General features: G+C 63.0%; 24 protein-coding genes, 1 tRNA gene and 1 pseudogene. 22 read left to right on the top strand and 4 right to left on the bottom strand.

All coding sequences use genetic code 11. The annotated features are described in order from the left end of the window. The first annotated feature begins 76 nt into the window (after nt 1-76). Nucleotides 77-1516 carry a dihydrolipoyl dehydrogenase gene (gene lpdA / locus ACN6KF_RS09695; RefSeq protein ID WP_434956645.1) on the top strand — a complete coding sequence of 480 codons (1440 nt, stop codon included), beginning with the start codon at nt 77-79 and terminating at the stop codon, nt 1514-1516. Between the two features lie 129 nt (nt 1517-1645). Next, on the top strand, nt 1646-2605 hold the full coding sequence (gene lipA, locus ACN6KF_RS09690) for a lipoyl synthase (protein ID WP_434956644.1): 960 nt from the start codon (nt 1646-1648) through the stop codon (nt 2603-2605). A 39-nt stretch (nt 2606-2644) separates the two neighbouring features. Here the strand turns inward: lipA and ACN6KF_RS09685 are convergent, their stop codons facing one another. Then, a complete protein-coding gene (locus ACN6KF_RS09685; RefSeq protein ID WP_434956643.1) occupies nt 2645-3559 on the bottom strand; it encodes a bifunctional helix-turn-helix transcriptional regulator/GNAT family N-acetyltransferase in 915 nt (304 codons plus the stop codon). 157 nt (nt 3560-3716) lie between these two features. Here ACN6KF_RS09685 and ACN6KF_RS09680 point away from each other — a divergent pair, with 157 nt between their 5' ends. Further along, nucleotides 3717-4187, top strand: a complete 471-nt coding sequence (locus ACN6KF_RS09680; RefSeq protein ID WP_434956642.1) for a type II toxin-antitoxin system RatA family toxin — start codon at nt 3717-3719, stop codon at nt 4185-4187. On the opposite strand, the gene ACN6KF_RS09675 is transcribed toward ACN6KF_RS09680, so the two are convergent. Next, nucleotides 4184-4693, bottom strand: coding sequence for a CinA family protein (locus ACN6KF_RS09675; protein ID WP_434956641.1), 510 nt, complete (start codon nt 4691-4693; stop codon nt 4184-4186). The genes ACN6KF_RS09680 and ACN6KF_RS09675 overlap by 4 nt on opposite strands. Before the next feature lie 27 nt (nt 4694-4720). Continuing rightward, nucleotides 4721-5914 carry a bifunctional 2-C-methyl-D-erythritol 4-phosphate cytidylyltransferase/2-C-methyl-D-erythritol 2,4-cyclodiphosphate synthase gene (locus tag ACN6KF_RS09670; protein ID WP_434956640.1) on the bottom strand — a complete coding sequence of 398 codons (1194 nt, stop codon included), beginning with the start codon at nt 5912-5914 and terminating at the stop codon, nt 4721-4723. A 22-nt stretch (nt 5915-5936) separates the two neighbouring features. Between ACN6KF_RS09670 and ACN6KF_RS09665 the strand changes: the two genes are divergently transcribed. The 7 genes from ACN6KF_RS09665 to ACN6KF_RS09635 all read left to right on the top strand — a co-directional run bounded on the left by ACN6KF_RS09665 (nt 5937) and on the right by ACN6KF_RS09635 (nt 12016). Then, complete coding sequence (locus tag ACN6KF_RS09665; RefSeq protein WP_434956639.1) at nt 5937-7130, top strand: Ppx/GppA phosphatase family protein; 1194 nt, start codon at nt 5937-5939, stop codon at nt 7128-7130. Beyond that, complete coding sequence (locus ACN6KF_RS09660) at nt 7127-7891, top strand: RlmE family RNA methyltransferase (protein WP_434956638.1); 765 nt, start codon at nt 7127-7129, stop codon at nt 7889-7891. The genes ACN6KF_RS09665 and ACN6KF_RS09660 overlap by 4 nt, the downstream gene beginning before the upstream one ends. A gap of 86 nt (nt 7892-7977) precedes the next feature. Then, nucleotides 7978-8895, top strand: a complete 918-nt coding sequence (locus ACN6KF_RS09655) for an alpha/beta hydrolase family protein (RefSeq protein WP_434956637.1) — start codon at nt 7978-7980, stop codon at nt 8893-8895. Continuing rightward, nucleotides 8892-9035, top strand: coding sequence for a hypothetical protein (locus ACN6KF_RS09650; RefSeq protein WP_434956636.1), 144 nt, complete (start codon nt 8892-8894; stop codon nt 9033-9035). The genes ACN6KF_RS09655 and ACN6KF_RS09650 overlap by 4 nt, the downstream gene beginning before the upstream one ends. Before the next feature lie 124 nt (nt 9036-9159). Next, nucleotides 9160-10485 (top strand): homoserine dehydrogenase, encoded by a 1326-nt coding sequence (locus ACN6KF_RS09645; protein WP_434959645.1) that lies wholly within the window; start codon nt 9160-9162, stop codon nt 10483-10485. A gap of 89 nt (nt 10486-10574) precedes the next feature. Further along, nucleotides 10575-11573, top strand: a complete 999-nt coding sequence (glpX, locus tag ACN6KF_RS09640; protein WP_434956635.1) for a class II fructose-bisphosphatase — start codon at nt 10575-10577, stop codon at nt 11571-11573. After that, entirely contained in the window at nt 11573-12016 is a 444-nt protein-coding gene (locus tag ACN6KF_RS09635) for a GNAT family N-acetyltransferase (protein ID WP_434956634.1), read from the top strand. Before glpX ends, ACN6KF_RS09635 begins: the two co-directional genes overlap by 1 nt. 28 nt (nt 12017-12044) lie before the next feature. Here ACN6KF_RS09635 and ACN6KF_RS09630 read toward each other — a convergent pair whose 3' ends face one another. Continuing rightward, nucleotides 12045-13118, bottom strand: coding sequence for a class I SAM-dependent methyltransferase (locus ACN6KF_RS09630; protein ID WP_434956633.1), 1074 nt, complete (start codon nt 13116-13118; stop codon nt 12045-12047). 410 nt (nt 13119-13528) lie between these two features. On the opposite strand from ACN6KF_RS09630, the gene ACN6KF_RS09625 reads away from it, so the two are divergent. From ACN6KF_RS09625 to nuoG, 12 genes and pseudogenes are all read left to right on the top strand, one after another. Further along, nucleotides 13529-14335, top strand: a complete 807-nt coding sequence (locus tag ACN6KF_RS09625) for a glycosyltransferase family 2 protein (RefSeq protein WP_434956632.1) — start codon at nt 13529-13531, stop codon at nt 14333-14335. A 75-nt stretch (nt 14336-14410) separates the two neighbouring features. Further along, nucleotides 14411-14602, top strand: a complete 192-nt coding sequence (locus ACN6KF_RS09620; protein ID WP_434956631.1) for a DUF4089 domain-containing protein — start codon at nt 14411-14413, stop codon at nt 14600-14602. Next, entirely contained in the window at nt 14599-16017 is a 1419-nt protein-coding gene (locus ACN6KF_RS09615; protein WP_434956630.1) for an AtzE family amidohydrolase, read from the top strand. Before ACN6KF_RS09620 ends, ACN6KF_RS09615 begins: the two co-directional genes overlap by 4 nt. A 137-nt stretch (nt 16018-16154) precedes the next feature. Next, complete coding sequence (locus tag ACN6KF_RS09610; protein ID WP_434956629.1) at nt 16155-16832, top strand: COG3904 family protein; 678 nt, start codon at nt 16155-16157, stop codon at nt 16830-16832. Nucleotides 16833-16927: 95 nt separating this feature from the next. Further along, nucleotides 16928-17004, top strand: a tRNA-Asp gene (locus ACN6KF_RS09605). A gap of 480 nt (nt 17005-17484) precedes the next feature. Beyond that, nucleotides 17485-17850 (top strand): NADH-quinone oxidoreductase subunit A, encoded by a 366-nt coding sequence (locus tag ACN6KF_RS09600; protein ID WP_434956628.1) that lies wholly within the window; start codon nt 17485-17487, stop codon nt 17848-17850. After that, nucleotides 17841-18428: a NuoB/complex I 20 kDa subunit family protein gene (locus tag ACN6KF_RS09595; RefSeq protein ID WP_149255038.1), complete on the top strand. Its 588-nt coding sequence runs from the start codon at nt 17841-17843 to the stop codon at nt 18426-18428. Before ACN6KF_RS09600 ends, ACN6KF_RS09595 begins: the two co-directional genes overlap by 10 nt. A gap of 11 nt (nt 18429-18439) precedes the next feature. Beyond that, on the top strand, nt 18440-19051 hold the full coding sequence (locus tag ACN6KF_RS09590; RefSeq protein ID WP_434956627.1) for an NADH-quinone oxidoreductase subunit C: 612 nt from the start codon (nt 18440-18442) through the stop codon (nt 19049-19051). A gap of 86 nt (nt 19052-19137) precedes the next feature. After that, the gene (locus tag ACN6KF_RS09585; RefSeq protein ID WP_434956626.1) at nt 19138-20325 is read left to right on the top strand and encodes an NADH-quinone oxidoreductase subunit D; all 1188 of its coding nucleotides are present in this window, start codon (nt 19138-19140) and stop codon (nt 20323-20325) included. A gap of 155 nt (nt 20326-20480) precedes the next feature. Further along, a pseudogene (gene nuoE / locus ACN6KF_RS09580) lies at nt 20481-21197 on the top strand (NADH-quinone oxidoreductase subunit NuoE); the annotation flags it as partial. Nucleotides 21198-21314: 117 nt separating this feature from the next. Then, on the top strand, nt 21315-22616 hold the full coding sequence (gene nuoF, locus ACN6KF_RS09575) for an NADH-quinone oxidoreductase subunit NuoF (protein WP_434956625.1): 1302 nt from the start codon (nt 21315-21317) through the stop codon (nt 22614-22616). Between the two features lie 276 nt (nt 22617-22892). Further along, a complete protein-coding gene (nuoG, locus tag ACN6KF_RS09570; RefSeq protein ID WP_434956624.1) occupies nt 22893-24971 on the top strand; it encodes an NADH-quinone oxidoreductase subunit NuoG in 2079 nt (692 codons plus the stop codon). Nucleotides 24972-24973: the final 2 nt, after the last annotated feature.

Raw genomic sequence — 24973 nt, 5'->3', positions numbered from 1 at the left:
CGAACCATTCCCGATCTGAATTCGGCGCTGTGACGGAGGGCGAGCCCTCGGTGTAGCGCCCAAGAGGAGACCTCAAATGAGTTCCTACGACGTCATCGTGATCGGTTCCGGCCCCGGCGGCTATGTCACCGCCATTCGTGCCGCCCAGCTCGGCCTGAAGACGGCCGTGGTCGAGCGCGAGCATCTGGGCGGTATCTGCCTCAATTGGGGTTGCATCCCCACCAAGGCGCTGCTGCGCTCGGCCGAGGTTCTGCATAATTCCCAGCACGCCAAGGATTTCGGTCTCGTGCTCAGTGGCTCGATCAGCGCCGATGTCGGCGCCGTGGTCAAGCGCTCGCGCGGGGTTTCCGCCCAGCTCGCCACCGGCGTCGGCTTCCTCCTGAAGAAAAACAAAGTTGACGTGATCTGGGGCGAAGCCGAGATCACCAAGCCCGGCGAGATCGTGGTCAAGGCTTCGACCAAGTCGGTGCAAGGGCCGGCCATCCCGGCGCCCAAGGGCGCGCAGGGCCCCGGAACCTACCAGGCCAAGAACATCATCGTCGCCACTGGCGCCCGCCCACGCGTCCTGCCGGGCCTGGAGCCGGACAAAAAGCTGATCTGGACCTATTTCGACGCCATGGTGCCGCCGGACATGCCCAAATCGCTGATCGTGGTCGGCTCGGGCGCCATCGGTATCGAATTCGCGTCCTTCTATCGCACGCTCGGCGCCGAGGTCACGGTTGTCGAGGTGCTGCCGCAGATCCTGCCGGTGGAGGACGAGGAAATCGCCGCCCATGCGCGCAAGCGCTTCGAGAAGGCGGGCATGAAGATCCTCTCCAGCGCCAAGGTGACCAAGGTCGAGAAGACGGCCAATTCGGTCAAGGCGACGGTGGAGACGGCTGACGGCAAGTCGCAGGTAATCGAGGCCGACCGCATGATTTCAGCCGTCGGCGTGGTCGGCAATATCGAGAATCTCGGCCTGGAGAAGCTTGGCGTGAAGACCGATCGCGGCTGCGTGGTGGTCGACGGCTTCGGCAAAACCAATGTGCCGGGGATTTTCGCCATCGGCGACGTTGCCGGGCCACCGATGCTGGCGCACAAGGCCGAGCATGAGGGCGTGGTCTGTGTCGAGGCGATCGCCGGCAAGAGCCCGCATGCCTTCGAGAAGGACAAGATTCCCGGCTGTACCTATTGCACGCCGCAGATCGCCAGCGTCGGCCTGACCGAGAAGAAGGCCAAGGAGGCGGGCTTCACCGTGAAAGTCGGCCGCTTCCCCTTCATCGGCAACGGCAAGGCCATTGCCCTCGGCGAGCCCGAAGGCCTGGTCAAGACGGTGTTCGACGCCAAGACCGGCAAGCTCCTGGGGGCACACATGGTCGGCGCCGAGGTGACCGAACTGGTCCAGGGCTTCGTGATCGCCATGAACCTGGAGACCACCGAGGAAGACCTCATGCATGCGGTGTTCCCGCATCCGACCCTGTCGGAAATGATGCATGAGAGCGTCCTGGACGCTTATGGGCGCGCCATCCATATGTAATGATCGACTTGATCGCATGCCTGCGATCGCGCGAGGCATGCGATCAGGAGAAGGTTGCCGGGCTTGTCCGGCAATGGTGCAGCGCGGGCGTTCCTGATATACCGGCCGCAGTGAACCGAAAGGCTTGTCATGGCTGTCGTCCTCGACCTCCTCAACAACGACAACCGGCCCCGCCATCCCGAAAAGGCGCACCGGCCGGATCAGCCCATGTTGCGCAAGCCGGACTGGATCCGCGTCAAGGCGCCCGGTTCACCGGGGTGGCGCGACACCCAGGCGATCGTCAAGGAGAACAAGCTCGTCACCGTCTGCGAGGAGGCGGGCTGCCCCAATATCGGCGAGTGCTGGGACAAGAAGCACGCCACCTTCATGATCATGGGCGACACCTGCACGCGGGCCTGCGCCTTCTGCAACGTCAAGACAGGCATGCCCGGGGCGCTCGACCCCAAGGAGCCCGAGCACACCGGCATTGCCGTGGCCAAGCTCGGCCTCAGCCACGTGGTGATCACCTCGGTCGATCGCGACGATCTCAAGGATGGCGGTGCCCAGCATTTCGCTGAAGTGATCAAGGCGATCCGCCACCATTCGCCCGGGACGACCATCGAGATCCTGACGCCCGACTTCCTGCGCAAGGAAGGCGCGCTCGAGATCGTGGTGGCGGCCAAGCCGGACGTGTTCAATCACAATATGGAAACGGTCGCTTCCAATTACCTCACCGTTCGTCCCGGCGCGCGCTATTTCCATTCGATGCGGCTGCTGCAGCGGGTGAAGGAGATCGACCCCACCATCTTCACCAAGTCGGGCATCATGGTCGGCCTTGGCGAGAAGCGGAACGAGGTTCTGCAGCTGATGGACGATCTGCGCTCGGCCAATGTCGATTTCATCACCATCGGTCAGTATCTGGCGCCGTCCCGCAAGCACCACCCGGTGGTCGCCTATATCACGCCGGACGAATTCAAGAGCTATGAGACGGTGGCCTACACCAAGGGCTTCCTGATGGTCTCCTCCTCGCCGCTGACGCGTTCCTCCCATCATGCCGGCGACGATTTCGCCCGGCTGAAGGCCAATCGGTCTGCTAAGCTGGGGCGGTAATCGTCAACAATACCGGCGTCCGCTCTTCGGCACCACGCTCTATAGATCCAGCGTCCAGGTCTGGCCGACGAGGTCCTTGCCGAAGGAATGGTGGCGGTTCTCCGCCGCCAGCTGGAAGCCTTCTGCCTGATAGATCTTCCTTGCCGCTATCAGGATGTCGTTGGTCCACAGCGTGAGCGAGGCATAGCCGAGCGCCCGGGCACGCTCGATGCAGGCGCGTACCAGCCTCTTGCCGAGCCCGTGCCCACGGGCGCTGGGGTCGACATAGAGCAGGCGCAGCTTGCCGATGGGGACGCTATCGCTCTTCATCAGGAAGATCGAGCCGACGATGCACCCGTCGAGCTCGGCGATCCAGGCATCCTCGCGGGCCGGATCGAAATTGGCGACAAAATCACCCAGGATCGTGGCGACCAGCCCTTCATAGGTCCAGTCCCAGTCATATTCCTGGTGATAGAGCTGGGTCTGGCGATGGATGACCCAGCCAAGATCCCCGGGCCTGGGCTTGCGGAGAATGACCGGCTGCGGCGAAGGCTCTTTCACGTCGAGCAGCTTCTTGATCTCCTGCATGGCGCCGACGAGTTGACCGCGATCTCCCTCGCCGAGAGGGGAGAGCAACCTGTTGAGCTGCGCTGTGGTGCCGGCTTCGAGCTCGGCAAACGCATGGCGGCCGGCAGGAGATAGCGACAGGAGATCGCGGCGGGCATGCGCGGGATCGGTGCGGCTTTCCAGCAGGCCGTCGGCCTTCAGGCGCGCGACGATCCGGCTGAGATGCGCCTTGTCCATGTCGAGGCGCCGGCCGATGTCGGCGGCAGTTTGCTCCCCGCCGGCAGCGAGTTCGTAAAGCACGCGCGCCTCCGGCAAGGGGAAGGAGCTGGCTGGCATGTGCCGATCGAGCAGGCGAAGCTTATGGGTATAGAAGCGGTTGAAATCGCGGATATCGTCGATGACGGACATGGGGGAGCCATTGAATGTTGACTAAGTCAACATTGTAATCCCTCGACGATTTGTCAAACGAAATCGCGAGCTGGTCTCGCCATCTCAAGCCGGAACGCCTCGATTAAACTGTTTTGCATGCCGTCCCTTGCCTATATGAAGGCATCGGAGTTTGATCATGCCTTCTTTCCGCACCACGCGCCGCGTCAAGCATTCGCCAGCCGACATGTTCGATCTGGTGGCCGATGTCGAAAAATACCCGCTCTTCGTGCCGCTCTGCTCGGCGCTGCGGGTTCGCAGCCGTCAGCCTCACGACGACGGCCGGCTTGTCATGGTCGCCGACATGACGGTGGCCTACAAGTTGATCCGCGAAACCTTCGCCAGCCGCGTGACCATGGACAGGGACAAGCTGCAGATCCTCGTCGAATATCTCGATGGCCCCTTCAGCCATCTGGAGAACCGCTGGTCCTTTTTGGATGACGGGACAGGAGGCTGCGTCGTCGAGTTCTTCATCGACTACAGCTTCCGCTCCCGCACCCTCGGCATGCTGATGGGCGCCATGTTCGAGGCCGCGTTCCGCCGTTTCGCCGAAGCCTTTGAGAAACGGGCTGACGTCGTCTATGGGCGCAAGGTGACCGCGGCGTCCTAGACGGCAATCCTGATCTCGCCAGCAAGTTTCAATAGGAGGTCGAGGGCCTGCTCTACGGCTTGCTGGCGGATTTCCGAACGCGACAGCTGACCGAAGCGGCGCTCCACATGCAGGCGTGGTCCCTGCTGGCTCCAGGCCGCGAAATGCACCAGGCCCACCGGCTTGGCGGCCGTGCCGCCACCAGGGCCGGCGACCCCCGTGACCGCAACCGCCAGTCCCGCCCGGGAATGCAGCACCGCTCCCTCGGCCATGGCGAAGGCGACGCTTTCGCTCACCGCGCCGTCACGCTCGATCAGGGCCGGCGATACGCCGAGCATCTGCGCTTTTGCCTCGTTGGAATAGGTGACGAAGCCGCGATCCACCACGTCGGACGAGCCGGGGATGGCGGTGAGGGCGCCGGCCACGAGACCGCCCGTGCAGGATTCCGCCGTTGCCACCATGAGGCCCTTGGCGCGGCAGGCAGCGAGCACCTTTGCGGCACGCTCGAAGAAGATCTCGTCATTCATGATGCGCTTTCCTTATGATGCTCCCGATCATCCCCAGGGGAGCCTTACGGTCGCCGACGCCATGGCGGCGATGCCTTCGCGTCGGCCGGTAAAGCCCAGGCCCTCGGTGGTGGTCGCCTTGACTCCCACCCGGTCGACGGCAATTCCGGCGATCTCGGCGATGCGCGCCCGCATGGCGTCTCGGTGCGGGCCGATCTTCGGTGCCTCGCACAGCAGCGTGACGTCGAGATGGGCGATGGCACCACCGCGCGCCCGTACCAGGCCAACGGCATGAGCCAGGAAACGATCGGACGAGGCTCCCTTCCATTGCGGATCGGAAGGAGGGAAATGCGAGCCGATATCGCCGTCTCCGATGGCACCCAGAATGGCGTCGGTCAGGGCGTGGAGGCCGACATCGGCATCCGAATGCCCCTTGAGCTTGCGGTCGTGGGCGATCTTCACGCCATTGAGCCAGACATGGTCGCCTTCGGCGAAAGCATGGACGTCGAAGCCTGTTCCCGTTCGGACATCGCCGAGGGCTGCCAATTCGTTGGCTGCCCGTTCCGCACGCTGGAAGTCGCTTTCGGTCGTCAGTTTCATGTTGGTTGCTTCGCCTTCGAAGATATGGAGAGGATGGCCGGCCCACTCGGCGACCGCGCCATCGTCGGTCAGTGTCTCGATGCCGGCTTCCGCTGCCGCGAGATGGGACGACAGGATCAGGTCGAAGCCGAAGGCCTGCGGTGTCTGTACAGCCCGCAGCAGGCTGCGTTCCGGCGTCGCCTTGACCCTGCCGTCCAGGTCGATCTGTTTGATGGTATCGGTGACCGCCAGCCCCGGCACGGCTGCCCCGTGCGCTCGGGCGGCCTCGATGGCCCGGTCGATCAAGGCGGGGCTGGCGAAGGGGCGTGCCGCGTCGTGCAGCAGCACGATGTCGGGCCTGTCGCCGATAAGTGCCTTCAGGCCCGCCAGACAGGACGCCTGCCGGGTGCTGCCGCCGAGAACCCAGCCGGCCTGCTTGCTGATTCCCGCAGAGCTTGCCGTAAAGAACGCCTCGTCTCCCGCGCCGATCACCGTGACGATGCTGTCGATGGCAGGATGCTGCTCGAAAAGGGCGAGGGTGCGGGCGAGGACGGTTCGTCCGCCCAACAGGCGATACTGCTTGGGAACGGCGCCGCCGACACGCGATCCGCGTCCCGCTGCGACGATCAGCGCTGCTACGCGCAACTTGGCTGGAGCCTTCATGATCTTGATAACACGAACATAGATGGAATTCTTTCTCGCCACCGGCGCGGAACTTGTTACACTCGTAGACGAAGTGGCGAAATGCCTGTGGCGCAGGAAAATTGCGACCGGGCAGGGTCAAGGTAGTATTTTGGTGGATCGAAGTTTGGAGGCACAAGCGCCTCGGTCGAGTGAGGGTGCACATCTGCCCGTGCCGCAATTCCGGCAAGGAGAACAGCCGCGCCGTCACCACACCTATGCCGCGCTTGATCTTGGCACCAATAATTGCCGCCTTCTGGTTGCGCGCCCGACGGGAGAAGGATTTCGCGTCATCGACGCCTTCTCTCGCATCGTGCGGCTAGGCGAGGGGCTGGGAGCCAGTGGCAGCCTGCATATCAACGCCATGGGCCGGGCTGTCGACGCCTTGGCTGTCTGCGCTCAGAAGATGCGGGATCGCCGCGTTGACCGGGCAAGGTTGATCGCCACCGAGGCCTGCCGTGCGGCCGATAACGGCCTGCTGTTTGTCGAGCGCGTGCTGAAGGAAACCGGGCTCGACCTCGAAATCGTCGACCGGGAGACCGAGGCCAGGCTCGCAGCCGCAGGCTGCATTCCCTTGATCGATCGCAATCTCGACGGTGTGGTGCTTTTCGATATTGGCGGCGGCTCCTCCGAGATCGTCTGGCTCGACATCGATCCGGCTGATCGGAACCGGCAGCCCAAGGTGCGTGGCTGGACGTCGCTCCCCGTCGGGGTGGTGACGCTCTCCGAACGTCATGGCGGCGTCAGGGTGACGCGCGAGAGTTTCGAGCGCATGGTGGACGATGTTTCGACCATGCTGGCCTCATTCTCGCACCGGGAGGCCATCGCCAAGCAGGTCAAGCGCCTGCATTTGCTGGGCACCTCGGGCACGGTGACTACCATGGCCGGCATTCATCTCGAACTGCCGCGCTATGATCGGCGTCGGGTGGATGGCTTGTGGATGTCGCGCGGCGAGATCGACGACGTGCTCGAACGCCTGCTGGATATGACCTATGAGGAGCGCGTCGCCAATGCCTGTATCGGCCCGGAGCGGGCCGATCTGGTGATGGCCGGATGCGCCATTTTCGAGGCCATTCGGCGGGCTTTTCCCTGTGAACGATTGCGCGTGGCCGATCGGGGCCTGCGCGAAGGATTATTGGTGCAGATGATGCAGGAGGATCGCGTCTGGCGTCACAACGGTGCGGGGCGCAACCCGTGAGTGGTGGAGCAGGCAAGGGCGGTGGTCCCGGCAAAGGCAAGAACAGTTCCGGCCGGGGCAGTGGCGCGCGTGAACTGGGCGTTCGGCTGAAGACGGCACGGGGACGGACACATTCCTCGCAACTCTGGCTCGAGCGCCAGCTCAACGACCCCTATGTCGCCCGCGCCAAGCGGGAGGGACGGCGTTCGCGCGCGATCTACAAGCTGATCGAGATCAACGACAAGGCCAAGCTCCTTAAGCCCGGCCAACGTGTGCTCGATCTCGGCGCGGCCCCTGGCGGATGGTCCCAGCTGGCGGCGGAGATCACCGATTCCGTCAATGGCCGCGGCAAGGTGGTGGCGATCGACCTCCTGCCCATCGATCCCATTCCAGGCGTCGATTTCGAGCAGATGGACTTCATGGACGATGCCGCGCCCGACCGGTTGAAGGCGATGCTCGGCGGCCCCGCCGATCTCGTCCTGTCCGACATGGCCGCCAATACGGTCGGCCATCGTGCCACGGATCATCTGCGCATCATTGCGCTGGTGGAAGCGGCGGCGTATTTCGCCGTAGAGGTACTGGCCCCAGGCGGGGCTTTCCTCGCCAAGGTCTTCCAGGGCGGTACCGAAGGCGATGTCCTGACCCTTCTCAAGCGCGACTTCGCGGTGGTGAAACACCTGAAACCGGCGGCGAGCCGCGCGGGTTCGAGCGAGATGTATGTGCTGGCGACCGGGTTTCGGGGGAGGGGCCCTTCGGCCGATCGAGAGACCGGCAACGCCTGAGCGGAAGTTCTCTCTATCTCTTCGCGCAAGAATCGCCATGATTGCCGCTATCAAGGCACGGAAACGGTATCTTCGGAATCGCTGGCATGGCTTGCCGCCTACGACTGACGCGCCGATCATTCCTTGCAGTCTCTGCGGCCTCGTTCCTGCCCTTCGAGGCGAAGGCGGTGTCCACCTCTCCGGCACTGCCGCCGCTGGTCACGCGTGATTACGCGCCGGATCGCCAGAGTTTCCGCAGCCATCTCCTCAAGTCAGGTCCGGCGCCTGATCACGGCGATGTTTTGACGGAACCCCCACGCGGAGCCCAGATTCTACCTTATCGATCGGGCTCCCTCGACCTGCTGGCCTGGCGATCTCGACCAGACGGAAAGGGCGGCAGGAAACCGGCGGTCCTCTTCCTTCATGGCGGCAATGCGCTGGGGCTCGGCCACTGGGAACTGGCCAGGCCTTACCTCCAGGCCGGCTATGTGGTGATGGTACCGGCCTTCCGGGCGGAGAATGGGCAGAGGGGAGCCTTTTCAGGCTTTTACGATGAGAGCGCCGACGTATTGGCGGCCGCCGAGGTGCTGGTGGCCCAATCCGACGTCGATCCTTCGCGGCTCTTCGTTTGCGGCCACAGCGTCGGCGGCACACTGACGCTGCTTGCCGCCCTCAGCAGCGGCGGCTTTCGCGGTGCCTCCTCCTTCTCGGGCAATCCCAGTGCTTTTGCCTTTTTCAAGCGTTTTCCCGAGGATATCCGCTTCGATACGGACGACCCGCGTGAATTCGAGATGCGTTCGGCGGTCTGTTATGCCCCGAGCTTCAAATGCCCGGTTCTCATCCAGCACGGCACGGCAGAGGTGCACATTCAGGACATGTCGGTGCTGACGGAGCGGCGCGCAAAGGCTGCCGGGCTGCCGGTCGAGCACGCCGCCGTTCGCGGCGACCATTTCTCGGCGCTGCCGGAAGAGACGATGCGCAGCCTGGCCTTCTTCGCCAGGTTGGGAAGCGGGCGCGCCGGATGAGCGGCCTGATCAATCATTATCGCGATATGACGCGTAGCAACGCCTTTTCCAGCGCCAGCCTGCCCAAGGCATGCTGCCGGCTCAGCGACGATCGCGACCTGCGCGAGACGGCTGCGCGCCATTTCGATGCCGGTGCCTGAAGGCTGCCTTTTGGTGCTCTATCCACCAAAGTTGGAAAGTTCATCGCGAGAAATCCCTGTCTGGATGACTTGATCCCGGCAGCGTGCCATTGCACAAGTGCGCAATCTCTAGTTCGGACTGATGATGGCTGATCCTCTCAAAATCGGTATTGCCGGCCTTGGCACCGTCGGTGCCTCCACCATTCGCCTTCTCGATCGTCGTGCCAATGCGCTTGCCGCCAGTTGCGGCCGGGGCGTGACGGTCACCGCCGTTTCCGCCCGTTCGCGAACGCGCGACCGCGGCTTGCCAATGGAGCGCTTTCGCTGGTTCGACGATCCGGTCGAGCTGGCTCGCGATCCCGGCATCGATGTCTTCGTCGAATTGATGGGCGGCGAGGAGGGAGCAGCGCATGAGGCGGTGAAGGCCGCCCTCGATGCCGGCAAGCCGGTGGTAACGGCCAACAAGGCTCTGCTGGCGCGCCATGGCTTCGATCTCGCCAGGCGGGCAGAGGAGGCCGGCGTCGCTCTTAATTTCGAAGCAGCCGTTGCCGGCGGCGTGCCGATCATCAAGACGCTGCGCGAGGCGCTTATCGGCAACAATATCGATCGCGTCTACGGCATCCTGAACGGCACCTGCAACTACATCCTGACCAAGATGGAGGCCGAGGGCCTGTCTTTCGACGCCTGTCTGAAGGAGGCTCAGCGCCTGGGCTATGCCGAAGCCGACCCCACCTTCGATATTGGCGGCTTCGATACCGCCCATAAGCTGGCTCTGCTCACCAGCCTGGCCTTCGGCACGCAGGTGAATGCCGATGCCATCCATGTCGAGGGTATCGAGCGCATCACCACCGAGGATCTGCTGGCCGCCGACGAACTTGGCTATCGCGTCAAGCTACTCGGAGTCGCCACCCGTTCCGAAGCAGGTGTGGAGCAGCGTGTTCACCCCACCATGGTGCCGAAGTCGACCCCGATCGCGCAGGTCAACGGCGTCACCAATGCGGTGGCTGTTGATGCCGATGCCGTTCCGGAACTGACCCTGGTCGGCCCCGGCGCGGGCGGCGAGGCTACGGCCTCTGCGGTGGTCGGCGATATTGCTGATATCGCGCGAGGACAGGCCGTAGCACCGTTCGGGCGCAAGACCGGTGATCTCGAGCCGCTGCCGGCGGCCGCCATGCAGGCCCACAAGGGCGGTTATTATGTCCGCCTTTCGGTGGCGGACAGGCCGGGCGCGGCGGCGGGCATCGCCACCCGCATGGCCGAACGCGGGATTTCGCTGGAATCGATCGTGCAGAAACACCGGGGCGGCAGGGTCTATGGCGGCGACGACCCGAGCAAGGTCGCCGGCGCGGTGCCCGTCATCCTCATTACCTACGCCACGACCGAGGCGGATATTCGCGGCGCCGTCGACGCCATGGTTTCCGATGGCTACATCGTGGAAACGCCGCAATTGATCCGCATCGAGCGCGAATAAGCAACATCTCAGGGCGTGTCGTCAGTTATGGTTTGACCTCGTCAAACGCCAAACCATAACTGACGACACGCCTAACAACGGAGGAAGCCATGTCGGAGATTATTCAGGTCAAGCCGACGGATGTCATTGAGCGCATCCTTTCCCTTGAACTGGTTCGTGTGACCGAACGCGCCGCCGTTGCCTCGGCATTGCTGCGTGGAAGAGGGGATGAAAAGGCCGCCGACAAGGCGGCTGTCGACGCCATGCGGCGCGAGCTCAACAAGATGCCGATCGACGGTACCGTCGTCATCGGCGAGGGTGAGCGCGACGAGGCGCCGATGCTGTTCATCGGCGAAAAGGTCGGCAATGGCCTTGGCCCCAAGGTAGACATCGCCGTCGATCCGCTGGAAGGCACCACGCTCTGCGCCAAGGACATGCCGGGTTCGATCGCCGTGATGGCGATGGCCTCGGCCGGTTCGCTCCTCAACGCGCCGGACGTCTACATGGACAAGATCGCCATCGGGCCCGGTTATGCCGAAGGCATCGTCGATCTCGACGCCAGCGTGGAAGACAATCTGCATGCCCTGGCCAAGGCCAAGGGCGTCAAGCCGCGCGAACTGACCGCGCTGGTGCTCGATCGTCCGCGCCACGCCCCGATCATCGAGGCGATCCGCAAGGTCGGCGCTTCGATTCGCGTCATCACCGACGGCGACGTCGCGGGAGTCATCTTCACCACCAATGCCCACGAGACCGGCATCGACATCTATCTGGGCATCGGCGGCGCTCCGGAAGGCGTGCTGGCGGCTGCGGCACTGCGCTGCGTCGGCGGCCAGATGCAGGCCCGTCTCATCCTCGACACCGAGGCCAAGCGTGAGCGCGCCCTGAAGATGGGCGTCACCGATCCGGCCCGCAAATACAAGATGGAGGAACTCGCCTCCGGGGACGTCATCGTTGCCGCGACCGGCGTGACCGACGGGGCTCTGCTCCAGGGCGTGAAGTTCCGCGGGCCCGTGATCACCACCGAGACGGTGATCTACCGTTCGCTCAACGGCACGGTGCGCCGCATCCATGGCGAACATCGCCAGATGTCGAAATTCAATCTCGACTGATGGATATTCGTGCGCTCACCGCCGAGGAACGCCCTGCCTGGGAACCGCTCTGGCAGGGTTACCTCACTTTCTACAAGGCGTCGGTGCCCGAGGAGACGACGGCACTGACCTGGGCACGATTCCACGATCCCGCCGAGCCGATGTCCGTCTATGGCGCCTTCATCGACGGCCGGCTTGCCGGCATCGTGCACCTGATCCTGCATCGCTCGACCTGGACGCCGGGCCCCTATTGCTATCTGCAGGACCTGTTCACCGCCGAATGGGCCCGCCGCCAAGGCGTCGCCCGCGGATTGATCGAATGGTCCTATCAGGAAGCCACGCGCTGGGGTGCCAGCCGCGTCTATTGGCTGACGCACGAAACCAATGTGGAAGCGCAAGCCGTCTATGACCAGGTGGCATCCCGATCGGGCTTCATCCAGTACCGCAAGATGCTGCCGGCCTGAACGGCCGGCCGGCTTCATCCCGCTCTGGTTACGGCCTCGCTTCGAGGATGAGATTGAACGGTGTTTCCGTTGCACGGCGGAAGCGGGTGAAACCGGCTTCCGCCGCCACCTTGCGCAGCCGAGCCTCCCCGGCTTGCGCGCCGAGCGCCAGGCCGACTTCCTGGTCGAGTGAGGCCGGCGTGCAGATCACGGTGGAAGCGGCGTAGTAGATACGCCCGACCGGATTGAAATTGTCCTCGAGCCTGTCATTGGCGAAGGGTTCCACCAGCATGCAGGTGCCTTCAGGGGCCATCGTCGTCCTGACGTGGCGCAAGGCTCCGACAGGATCACCCATGTCGTGCAGGCAATCGAAGAAACAGACGAGATCGTAGCCGTGCGCCGGCACCGTCTTGGCCGTGCTCACCTCAAAGGTGACGCGGTCGGCCATTCCCGCGGCTGCGGCGGCACTTCTGGCGTCTTCGATCGAGCCGGGGTGATAGTCGAAGCCGTGGAAGCGCGAATTGGGGAAGGCGCGAGCCATGATCATGGTCGAGACGCCGTGTCCGCAGCCGATATCGGCAACGCTCGCGCCTTGCTCCAGTTTTTCAACCACGCCGTCCAAGGCGGGCAGCCATTCCTGCACGAGATGGTGGCGATAGGCGGTGCGGAAAAAACGGGCCGTGCCGCAGAACAGGCATTTGTTCCGCTTGTCCCAGCCGACCCCCTTGCCAGTCCGGAACGCATCGGAGATGGCCGGTTCGTCTCGCAAGGTCGCGGCGACAAGATCGCCGACAGCACCCAGAAAGACGGGGCTGTCTTCATCGGCAAAGACCGCGGCCTGCTCCGGCTGCATGGAAAAGCGGCCGGTCCCGGGATCATAGTCCACATAGTCGGATGCGGCTTGCGCGGCGAGCCATTCGCGTATGTAACGCTCGGAGGTCCCGGTCTTCTCGGCGAGTTCCTGAGATGTCATCGGCCCGGCCTCTGCGAGGGCCTTGTAGAGGCCGAGCTTGTCGCCGATGAGGAGCAGCGACGCATTTATCGCGGCGCCGACATCGCCGAGCATCTTGCCCATGAAGGCGTTGAGCTTGTCGGGGTCTATCGTTCTATTCTGTACGGCCATCGCTGCTCTCCTGTCGTTGGATGCGGCCGTCGTCGGCATTCCAATCGGATTCCCTCGGCGATGCGGTCCTTGCGTGTTTCGTTTCGAGGCAGGCATGAGGCATCACTGCCGGGTGACAGCGATCTGCGACTTGAACCGTGAAATTGGCGACGCCTGAACTGGCTCGATCACGAGACGAGAGCGAAGGCTTGCATGACGCCTGCGCCGGGAACCCAAGCCGGCGACGATGACATCTTCGTCCTTGCGGGATCTTTCGTTACAACCATACCTTGTGCGCGATGAATAATACCACAGCAAGATGAGCGCTGCTCTTGGCCATTAGGCGGATGCCGCAACGTCGGGATGGACAAAATCCCGGGGTTCCGGTCGACGGGCTGGTCATTTTTCGAGGCATCGATTAGATCACCGCCATGTCGCCACCCGCATCACCATCCGGGCTGCCGGGCCCGCCGCCATTGTCCGTCTTCATCATCGCCTTCAACGAGGCCGATCGCATCGGCGCGACGATTGAAGCGGTGCGCGCCCTGACGGATGATCTCGTCGTGGTCGATTCAGGATCGACCGACGGCACGCAGGCGATCGCCGAGAAGCTCGGCGCCAAGGTGATCCACAATGCCTGGCCCGGCTATGGTCCGCAAAAGCGCTTCGCCGAAACGCAATGCCGCCACAACTGGATCCTCAATATCGACGCGGACGAGCTTGTGTCCTCGCAGCTTGCGGCCGAGATCCGCACCCTGTTCTCGGGCAGCGGCCCTCAGGCCGATGGGTACGAGATCAACATCGCGGAGGTCTTTCCGGGGGAAAGGGAGCCTCATCGCTGGGGATACACGTTGGCGCCGGTGCGGCTCTATCGATTCGATCGCGGCCGCTATGCCGATTCGACCGTGCACGATCGCGTGCATTTCAACGATCAGCCGCGAATCGAACGGCTCAAGGGGCGCATTCATCATTATTCGATTCGCTCGCTCGGCGACGAAATTGCCAAGTTGAATGCCTATACCGAGCAACAGGCCGAAGATCTCGACAAGAGAGGAAAGACACTCGGCAGTTGGCGGATTCTGACCGAGTTCCCCCTCAACTTCCTGAAGGCCTATATTGTACGCCGTCATTTCGTACGCGGCCTCTACGGCATCGCGACGGCGACGAACTATGCCTATTTCCGGTTTCTTCGCCTGGCCAAGCATATGGAGAGGCGTCGCCTGCGCAAACTTCGGTGATGCCCTATCATTTGGCTTGTCTTCGCGAGATGAAGGAGGGACAGTCCGCCTACATCCTTCTCGAGGGGCGATGCGATGAGCGACAAACCCGAATTCGATGCGCAGGCGGTCATCGATGCGATGGCACCGATGATCGGAATCGAAGTCGATCCTGATTTTCGTGAAGGCGTCGCCGCCAATCTGAAATTGACTGCCGAATTGGCGCAACTGGTGCTGTCTTTCCCGATCGAGGACAGCAATCAGCCCGCTGCGGTTTTCGAAGCATGACAAGCCTGCTCGATCAGGGCTGCTCGCCGCAACTGGGCGTTCTGGAAATCTCCTCCGGCATCCGCAGCGGCCGCTTCACTGCCCGCGCGGCGATCGAACACAGCCTCGCGCGAATCGAACGCCTGGATGGCAAAGTGGGGGCCTTTACCGCTGTGCTCACTGAGCGCGCACTGTCACGGGCCGATGCCATCGATGCCCGCCATTCCGCCGGCAAGCCGGTCGGGGCCCTGGCCGGCGTCCCCTTCGCCGTGAAGAACCTCTACGACATCGCCGGGCTCGTCACACTCGCTGGTTCCAGGATCAACCGGGACAATCGGCCGGCCACCCGGGATGCGACGCTGATCGAGCGCCTGGAAGGGCAGGGGGCGATCTGCGTGGGCGCGCTCAACATGAGCGAATACGCCTATGATTTTACCGGCCAGAACCCGCATGGGGCGCCTTCCCGAAATCCCCACGCACTCGATCATCTGGCCGGCGGATCCTCCAGCGGCCCGGCCAGCGCGGTGGCGGCAGGCTTCGTACCCCTGGCCCTGGGCAGCGACACCAATGGAGCGATCCGTGTGCCGGCCTCTCTGTGTGGGCTGTTCAGCCTGAAGCCGACCTATGGTCGACTTAGCCGCGCACGCAGTTTTCCTTTCGTCGCCAGCCTCGATCACATGGGCCCGCTGGCACGCTCGGCCCGCGACCTCGCCTTCGCCTATGATGCCATGCAGGGGCCCGATCCCGACGATCCAAGCTGTGCTCAACGCCCGGCGCAGCCGGCCCTGTTCGAACTCGGCCGGGGGATCGAGGGGCTGCGTATCGCCGTGGCCGACGGTTACTTTCATCCAGAAGGCAATCGCGATGCTATCGAGGCCGTACGGCGCTGCGCCAAAGCGCTCGACGCCAGCGAGACCGTCGAGATCCCCCAGGCAGCGATAGCCCGCGCTGCCGCCTTCCTGATCACCATTACCGAGAGTGGAGGACTGCATCGCGAAAGGCTGCGCGTGCGTGCCAAGGATTTTGCGCCGGCCGTGCGGGACCGCTTGATCGCGGGCAACATGGTGCCAGCGACCTGGGTAACAGCGGCGCATCACTTTCGGCATTGGTTCCAAGCGGAGATGCATCGCATCTTCGAACGAATCGACCTGATCCTGGCACCGGCCACGCCCTGCCGAGCCCCCAGAATCGATGCGACCACTATCGAGATCGGTGACCAGACTATGCCGCTTCGTGCGAATCTCGGGCTGTTTACCCAACCAATTTCCTTTATTGGATTGCCCGTGGTTACGGTGCCGCTCTGGAGCGAGGGCGAGAGACTCCCGATTGGCGTTCAGATCATCGCTCCCGCCTGGCGGGAGGATCTGGCCTTGCGGGCTGCCTGGGCGCTGGAAACGGCAGGGGTCGTGCGGGCACCGGTCGCCGATATCGAATAGAGTCCGATCCGCTAGGCTATGGCGTTTTGCGATTTGGCGGAATCGCCAGGAAACGCAAAGACGCGTAGGACCTACAGAGTGAGAGCAAACAAACGTTTCCGTCCAAACGCGCTTTGCTCCAAGGAAAAGCAGACATAATGATTGGTTCTTTGTTGCGTGCCATCGGGTTGGGGGCACTTGCGATGGGGCTATGCTGGGCCGCCCTGTCGCAGTCGGCATCCGCCGCCGCCATGGACTTCGAGGTGGTGAGCCTGTCCTTCGGCTCCAAATGCGGCAAGCGCTGTCCCAGCCTGATGGTCGCCAATGGCGAGATGACGAGCGGCACGGTGCAGCGTTTCATCGCCTTCGCTCAACAGGCCTCGAAACTCGGCACCAGCAATGTGCTGATCATCGATTCGCCCGGTGGCCATCTGGTCGAAGGCGTCAATCTGGGCCATGTGCTGCGGAAATTGCGCACGAGCGTGTTCGTTGGACGCGTGATCACGCTGGGCGGGCAGACAATTGCGGTCAACGGCTCCTGCATGTCGGCCTGTGTCTATGCGCTGATGGGCGGCAATAAGCGATTCGTCACGGCCGGATCGCGAGTCGGCGTGCATCGCGAATATCTGCCCAACAGTTCCGGCAGCGATCCGCTCTCGGTCCTGCGCAGCACGAGGCGATTCCCGGAAGTGACGCAGATGCTGCGCGACTACTCAAAAAGAATGGGCGTGAACCCCGCTTTGATCGATCTCGCGGAGCGATATGGCGTCGGAAGCATCCGGATTCTGACGCCGGAGGACATCAAGCGCTTTCGGCTGGCGCGCATTGCGAACTGAATTTGCAGTGCGTTGCGAAATGTCGCTTGACACTGCGCGGGTGGCCCTCTAATCACCGCGCCACGCCAGCACGGTTCGCCGCCGCTGGCGGAGACGGGGGAGTAGCTCAGTTGGTTAGAGCGTCGGCCTGTCACGCCGAAGGTCGCGGGTTCAAGTCCCGTCTCTCTCGCCATTTGTGACAAAAAGCCAGCCTTCGGGCTGGCTTTTGCATTTTCAGCCCGACAATACGCAAGGCGGTCGGTTGCAGGCATATGGCTCCTTGCAACTCATATCGGCTATGCGCCAAGATCATGCCAGAATCGCCCGATATTCTGCCGCAGTGCGGTAGGAATCTCTTGGCTGGAACGCTTCCAAGCTTGCGCCTCCCATAGCCGTGGTTTAAGGCTCGCTGCAGGTCGTTCACGACGCAGCATGATGGTGGTTTTCCAAAGCGCTGTAGAGGGATGACCGGTGTGAGTGCCGCTGTCGAAGCGCGCCCATACTCGTATCGTCCAAACGTGGTGGCCCCGAGTTCAAGCGCTCCCGGTCGATCACAGCTGGAGCAACGTGCGTCTCAGCGAAAACGCCGCATTGCTCCAACTCTTTGTCTCGACGCGTCTTTGCGATTCCTGGTGAGCCCACCAAATCGCAAGCCGCTTTAGGGTTCGTGCTGATGGACAACCTTCTCGCCGGCTATCTGCCGCTTATCATCTTCATCGGGGTCTCGGCCGTCATTGGCCTGGCGCTTCTGGTGGCGCCCTTCCTCGTGGCGTATCAGCGCCCGGACCCGGAAAAACTTTCCGCCTATGAGTGCGGGTTCAACGCCTTCGACGACGCGCGCATGAAGTTCGACGTGCGCTTCTATCTGGTGTCGATCCTGTTCATCATCTTCGACCTCGAAGTGGCATTCCTGTTCCCCTGGGCGATCAGTTTCAAGGAGGTTGGCCTGTTCGGCTTCATCTCGATGATGATTTTCCTGGCCGTGCTGACCATCGGCTTCGTTTATGAGTGGAAGAAGGGCGCGCTCGAATGGGATTGAACCTGGACACAGCCGGCGGCACGCTGGTGGCGCCGGCGCCCAAGGGCATCATCGACCCGAACACCGGCAAGCCGGTCGGTTCGACCGATCCATTTTTCGTGGACATCAACGCTGAGCTGGCCGATCGCGGCTTCCTCGTCACCTCGGCCGACAACCTGATCAACTGGGCCCGCACCGGCTCGCTGATGTGGATGACCTTCGGCCTTGCCTGCTGCGCGGTCGAGATGATGCAGGTCTCGATGCCCCGTTACGACGTCGAGCGCTTCGGCTTCGCGCCGCGCGCCTCGCCTCGGCAGTCCGACGTGATGATCGTGGCGGGCACCCTGACCAACAAGATGGCGCCGGCCCTGCGCAAGGTCTATGACCAGATGCCAGAGCCGCGTTACGTGATCTCGATGGGTTCCTGCGCCAATGGCGGGGGCTACTACCACTACTCTTATGCGGTCGTGCGTGGCTGCGATCGCATCGTGCCCGTTGACATCTACGTGCCCGGCTGCCCGCCCACTGCGGAAGCGCTGCTCTATGGCGTGCTGCTGCTGCAGAAGAAGATCCGCCGTACCGGCACTATCGAGCGTTGAGCGGAGCTGACATGGCAAATTCGCAAACCCTGCAGGAGATCGGCGAGGCGCTTCAAGTTGCCTTTCCGCAAGCCGTGTCTGGCCTGGTCCACGCCTTCGGCGAACTGACCGTCAGCACGGATGCAGACAACATCCTGGCTGTTCTCAAGCATCTGCGTGATGACTCCGGCTCGCGCTTCGTGTCGATCATCGATGTTTGTGGAGCCGACTATCCGGCTCGCGAGAAGCGCTTCGATGTGGTCTATCATCTGCTTTCGCCGACCAAGAACGTGCGCATTCGCGTGAAGCTGGAGACGGACGAGGCGACCCCGGTGCCCTCGGCTATCGAGCTGTTCCCCGGCGTGCTCTGGTTCGAGCGCGAAGCCTACGATCTCTACGGCATCCTGTTCACCGGCCATCCCGACCTGCGCCGGCTCCTGACCGACTACGGCTTTGACGGCCACCCCCTGCGCAAGGACTTCCCGATGACCGGGTTTGTCGAGGTGCGCTGGGACGACGAAGCCAAGCGCGTGGTCTACGAGCCCGTCAGGCTCAACCAGGAATTCCGCAACTTCGATTTCCTGTCGCCATGGGAAGGTACCGATTACGTGCTGCCCGGCGACGAGAAGGCGAAGGCGAGCTGACGCGTTCCCGCGCGCCGGATCAGGACTAGCAAGACTCTCGAAATGGCTCCGAACAAGCTGGCCAACTCGGAAAGTTTGGAAACGACATGAACGACCAACCGCATCTGCGCAATTTCGCGATCAATTTCGGCCCGCAGCATCCGGCGGCGCACGGCGTGTTGCGTCTGGTCATGGAGCTGGACGGCGAGGTGGTCGAGCGTGTCGATCCCCATATCGGCCTGCTGCATCGCGGTACCGAGAAGTTGATCGAAGCCAAGACCTTCATGCAGGCCATTCCCTATTTCGATCGGCTCGATTACGTCGCGCCGATGAATCAGGAGCATGCCTATTGCCTGGCCATCGAACGCCTGCTTGGCTTGGAAGTGCCCAGGCGTGGCCAGCTTGTCCGCGTCCTTTATTCCGAGATCGGCCGCATCCTCTCGCATCTGCTCAACGTCACTACGCAAGCCATGGATTGTGGTGCGCTGACCCCGCCACTGTGGGGCTTCGAAGAGCGCGAGAAGCTGATGATCTTCTACGAGCGTGCCTCGGGCAGCCGCATGCATGCCGCCTATTTCCGCGCGGGCGGCGTCCACCAGGACCTGCCGCCGGAACTGATCGACGACATCGAGGCCTTCTGCGATCCCTTCCTCAAGGTTTGCGACGACCTTGAGGGGCTGCTCACCGACAACCGCATCTTCAAGCAGCGTAATGTCGATATCGGCATCATCGCTTTGGATGACGCCTGGGCATGGGGCTATTCGGGTGTGATGGTGCGTGGCTCGGGCGCCGCCTGGGATCTGCGCAAGTCGCAACCCTATGAATGCTATTCCGAGCTCGATTTCGACATTCCGATCGGCAAGAACGGCGACAATTACGATCGCTACTGCATCCGCATGGAAGAGATGCGCCAGTCGGTCCGCATCATGAAGCAATGCTGCGCGCTTTTGCGTACGACGAGCGGGCCGGTTTCTGCCGCCGACAACAAGGTCGTGCCGCCCAAGCGCGGCGAGATGAAGCGTTCGATGGAAGCGCTCATCCATCATTTCAAGCTCTACACCGAGGGCTATCACGTGCCTGCCGGCGAGGTTTACGCGGCCGTCGAAGCGCCCAAGGGCGAATTTGGCGTCTATCTAGTCTCCGACGGCGGCAACAAGCCCTATCGCTGCAAGATCCGCGCACCAGGGTTTGCGCATCTACAGTCGATGGACTGGCTGTGCCGTGGCTACATGCTGGCCGACGTCTCCGCCATTCTGGGTTCTCTCGACATCGTGTTCGGCGAAGTCGATCGTTGATTTCTTAGGTTGCTGCCGGCCTTGAACCGGCTGCAAAAGCGTCTTGTGATTTGAGGGGATCACCACGAATCGCAAAGACGCGTCGAAACCAGAAGTGAGAGTAGAAGGGCGTTTGCCAAAACGCGCTTTGCTCTAGCAGTTAAAGAGGAATGCGCATGTCCGTCCGCAGGCTCGCGCCCCAGGAACTCCAGCCGGCAAGCTTTGCCTTCACGCCCGAAAACGAGGCGTGGGTGGACAAGCAGATCGCCAAATATCCGCCCGGCCGCCAGGCTTCGGCGGTGATTCCGCTGTTGTGGAAGGCGCAGGAGCAGGCCGGTGGCTGGGTATCCCAGGCGGCGATCGAGGTGGTCGCAGCCCGTCTCGACATGCCCAAGATCCGCGTTCTGGAAGTCGCGACCTTCTACACCATGTTCGCGCTGGAGCCGGTCGGCAAACATTTCATCCAGCTCTGCGGCACGACGCCCTGCCAATTGCGTGGCGCCGGAGCCATCCGGGACGTGGTCAAGAAGCGCATCGGTCCCGAGCGTCATGTGACGGATGACGGCAAGTTCTCTTGGCTCGAGGTCGAATGCCTGGGCGCCTGCTGCAATGCACCAATGGTGCAGATCAATGCCGATTTCTACGAGGATCTCACCCCCGAGATCATGGAACGCATCATCGACGATCTTGCCGCCGGCAAGGAAGTGAAGCCCGGGCCGCAGAATGGCCGCTTTTCGTCCGAGCCGGAAGGCGGCGCCCAGACCCTGACAGACCCGTCGCTCTATGACGGCTCGATGATCGGCTCCTGGAAGCAACGCCTGGCCGAGGAAAAGACCAAGCTGGAAGCTGCCAAGGCAGCGGCGGCCGAGGCCGCCGCTGCGGCGCCGGCCAAATCGTGACTTTTAACAGGGCAGGGGTTGGGATGACCGGCTCCTTTCCGACGACGTGTTCTGCCGCAAGCCTTGCATCGGCGACAGGACGATCCCCGTTCTCAGATATCCGGATCCGCCATGCTTGCTGATCGCGACCGCATCTTCACCAATCTCTACGGCCTCCAGTCGCCCGGACTGCAGGCGGCCATCAAGCGTGGCTCGTGGGATGGCACCAAGCAGATCCTCGAGATGGGGCAGGACTGGATCGTCAACGAGATGAAGGCCTCGGGGCTCAGGGGCCGCGGCGGCGCAGGCTTTCCGACCGGCCTGAAATGGTCGTTCATGCCCAAGAAGTCCGATGGACGGCCGAACTATCTCGTCGTCAATGCCGACGAGTCCGAGCCCGGCACCTGCAAGGACCGCGAGATCATGCGGCATGATCCGCAGCATCTGGTCGAAGGCTGCCTGATCGCCTCCTTCGCCATGAATGCGCATGCCTGCTACATCTATATTCGCGGCGAATATATCCGCGAGCGCGAGGCTCTGCAGCGCGCCGTGGACGAGGCCTATGAGGCCGGCCTGATCGGCAAGAACAACAAGAACGGCTGGGATTTCGACCTCTACGTTCATCACGGTGCCGGCGCCTATATCTGCGGCGAAGAGACCGCGCTGCTCGAAAGCCTCGAAGGCAAGAAGGGCATGCCGCGCATGAAGCCGCCCTTCCCGGCGAATATGGGCCTCTACGGCTGCCCGACCACGGTGAACAATGTCGAGTCGATTGCCGTCGCCCCGACGATCCTGCGCCGCGGCGCAGGCTGGTTCGCTGGCATCGGCAATCCCAACAATGTCGGCACCAAGCTCTTTTGCGTGTCGGGGCATGTGAACAAGCCCTGTAACGTCGAAGAGGCGATGGGCATTCCGTTCCGCGAACTGATCGAGCGCCATTGCGGCGGCATCCGTGGCGGCTGGGACAATCTGAAGGCCGTGATCCCGGGTGGTTCGTCGGTGCGCATGGTGCCGGCCGAGCAGATCATCGACACGCCGATGGACTTCGACTCGCTGTCGAAGCTGCGCTCTGGCCTCGGCACCGCCGCAGTCATCGTGATGGACAAGTCCACCGACGTCGTGCGGACGATCGCGCGGCTTGCCTATTTCTACAAGCATGAGAGCTGCGGCCAGTGCACCCCTTGCCGCGAGGGCACGGGCTGGATGTGGCGCGTGCTCACCCGCATGGCCGATGGCCGCGCCCAGAAGCGCGAGATCGACATGCTGCTCGACGTCACCAAGCAGGTCGAAGGGCATACGATCTGTGCGCTCGGCGATGCGGCGGCCTGGCCCATCCAGGGCCTGATCACCCATTTCCGTCATGAGATCGAAGCGCGCATCGATCAGTATGCCGCCAACCCCCATTCCGATCCTGTCCTGCAGGCGGCGGAATAACAGGCCGGCTTCCGCCGGTTACAATCTACCAAGGCAAAACGCGTTTTAGCGAAAACGCACTTTGCTCTGGCTCGTTGATCGAACGCGTTTTGCGATTCTTGGTGACTCCATCAAATCGCAACACACTTTGGGCTGGGATCGTCTCCCGTTTCCGGCCTGTCACAGCGCTGAATTTTCGTTTCGCGATGTTGATCGCGGCACTGAATTTTGCGAAGTCGAGTTTGGAAAGAGTCTGGACTGCGTCTTGCATTCCAGGCCTGATCGTCAAGGTTATCCATGGCCAAGTTGATCGTCGACGGACAGGAAATCGAGGTCCCGGCGGAGTACACACTCCTCCAGGCCTGTGAGGTCGCGGGTGCAGAGATCCCGCGTTTCTGCTTCCACGAGCGCCTGTCGATTGCCGGCAATTGCCGCATGTGTCTGGTCGAGGTGAAGGGCGGTCCGCCCAAGCCCACGGCCTCCTGCGCCATGGCGGTACGAGACCTCCGTCCTGGCCCGAACGGCGAGCCGCCGGTGGTGCTCACCAAGAGCCCGATGGTCAAGAAGGCTCGCGAAGGGGTGATGGAGTTCCTGCTCATCAACCACCCGCTGGACTGCCCGATCTGCGATCAGGGCGGCGAGTGCGACCTGCAGGACCAGGCCATGGCCTACGGCGTCGACAAGAACCGCTATGCCGAGAACAAGCGTGCGGTCGAGGACAAATATATCGGCCCGCTGGTCAAGACGGTGATGAACCGCTGCATCCATTGCACGCGTTGCGTCCGCTTTACCACTGAGGTGGCAGGCGTCTCCGAACTCGGCGCCATCGGCCGTGGCGAAGATATGGAGATCACCACCTATCTCGAAAAGGCGATGAGTTCCGAACTGCAGGGCAATGTCATCGATCTCTGCCCGGTCGGCGCCCTGACCTCCAAGCCCTATGAATTCCATGCCCGTCCCTGGGAGCTTTCCAAGACCGAATCCGTCGACGTGATGGATGCGGTGGGCTCCGCCATCCGCATCGATGCGCGCGGGCGGGAAGTGCTGCGCATCGTGCCGCGGACCAATGAACTGGTGAACGAGGAGTGGATCTCCGACAAGACCCGCTTCATCTGGGACGGCCTGCGCACCCAGCGCCTCGACCGACCCTATCTGCGTGTCGATGGTCGCCTGAAGCCTGTGAGTTGGCAGGAGGCCTTTGCCGCCATCGCGACCAAGGTGAAGGCAGCCAAGCCTGAGCGCATCGGCGCCATCGCCGGCGATCTCGCCGCGGTGGAAGAGCTGTTCGCGTTGAAGGATCTCATCGGCAAGCTCGGTTCCAAGAACCTCGATGCCCGCCAGGACGGCGCCAAGATCGATCCCGCTTTGGGCCGGACCAGCTACCTTTTCAACCCGACGATCGCTGGTCTCGAAGAGGCGGACGCGATCCTGTTGGTCGGCACCAATCCGCGCAAGGAAGCGTCGGTCCTCAATGCCCGCATCCGCAAGCGTTGGTTGCGCGGCGTCAAGGTTGGCCTGATCGGTGAACAGGCCGATCTGACCTATGGCTATGATTATGTCGGAGCCGGCCCCGATACCCTGGCCGAGCTGGCTGCCGGCAAGGGCTCGTTCGCCGACCTGCTGAAGGGGGCGGCCAAGCCCGTCATCATCGTGGGCGGCGGCGTCTATGCGCGCGCCGACGGTGCGGCCCTGCTTTCGCTGGCCGCCAAGGCAGCCCAGGCCCTCGGCGTGGTCAAGGACGGCTGGAACGGCTTCGGCGTGCTGCACAATGCAGCCTCGCGCGTGGGAGCGCTCGATGTCGGCTTCGTGCCGGGGGAGGGCGGTCTCGATGCAGCCGGCATGGCTAAGGACGGGGCACTCGACGTGCTCTTCCTGCTCGGCGCCGACGAGGTCACCATCGAACCGGGCGCCTTCGTGGTCTATCAGGGCAGCCACGGTGACCGCGGCGCACATCGTGCCGATGTGATCCTGCCGGCGGCAGCCTATCCGGAACGCTCGGGCCTGTTCGTCAACACCGAAGGGCGGGTCCAGCTTGCCAACCGCGCGGCGTTCCCGCCGGGTGAGGCGCGCGAGGACTGGGCGATCCTGCGGGCGCTCTCTGAAGCGCTCGGCGCCAAACTCGGCTACGACTCGCTCGGTGCCTTGCGCAAGACCTTGTTCGCGGCCATTCCCCACCTCGGCCGGATCGGCGAAGTCGCCGCCGGCGATGCCTCCGGCGTGACGGCCCTGGCGGGACTCGGCGGAGACGTCGACAAGTCAGCCTTCGCTGCAGCGATCAGCGATTTCTATTTGACCAACCCCATCGCGCGCGCCTCGGCCGTGATGGCGCAGTGTTCGCAGCTCGCCTCGGGCGCGCTGCCGCTGGCGGCGGAATAAGG

This window comes from Labrys methylaminiphilus subsp. lupini (genome assembly GCF_051161885.1).
In the GTDB taxonomy this organism is placed as follows: Bacteria; Pseudomonadota; Alphaproteobacteria; order Rhizobiales; family Labraceae; genus Labrys.
Note: the sequence above shows the minus strand (reverse complement) of the source record. Positions and strands in the feature narration are given on the sequence as shown.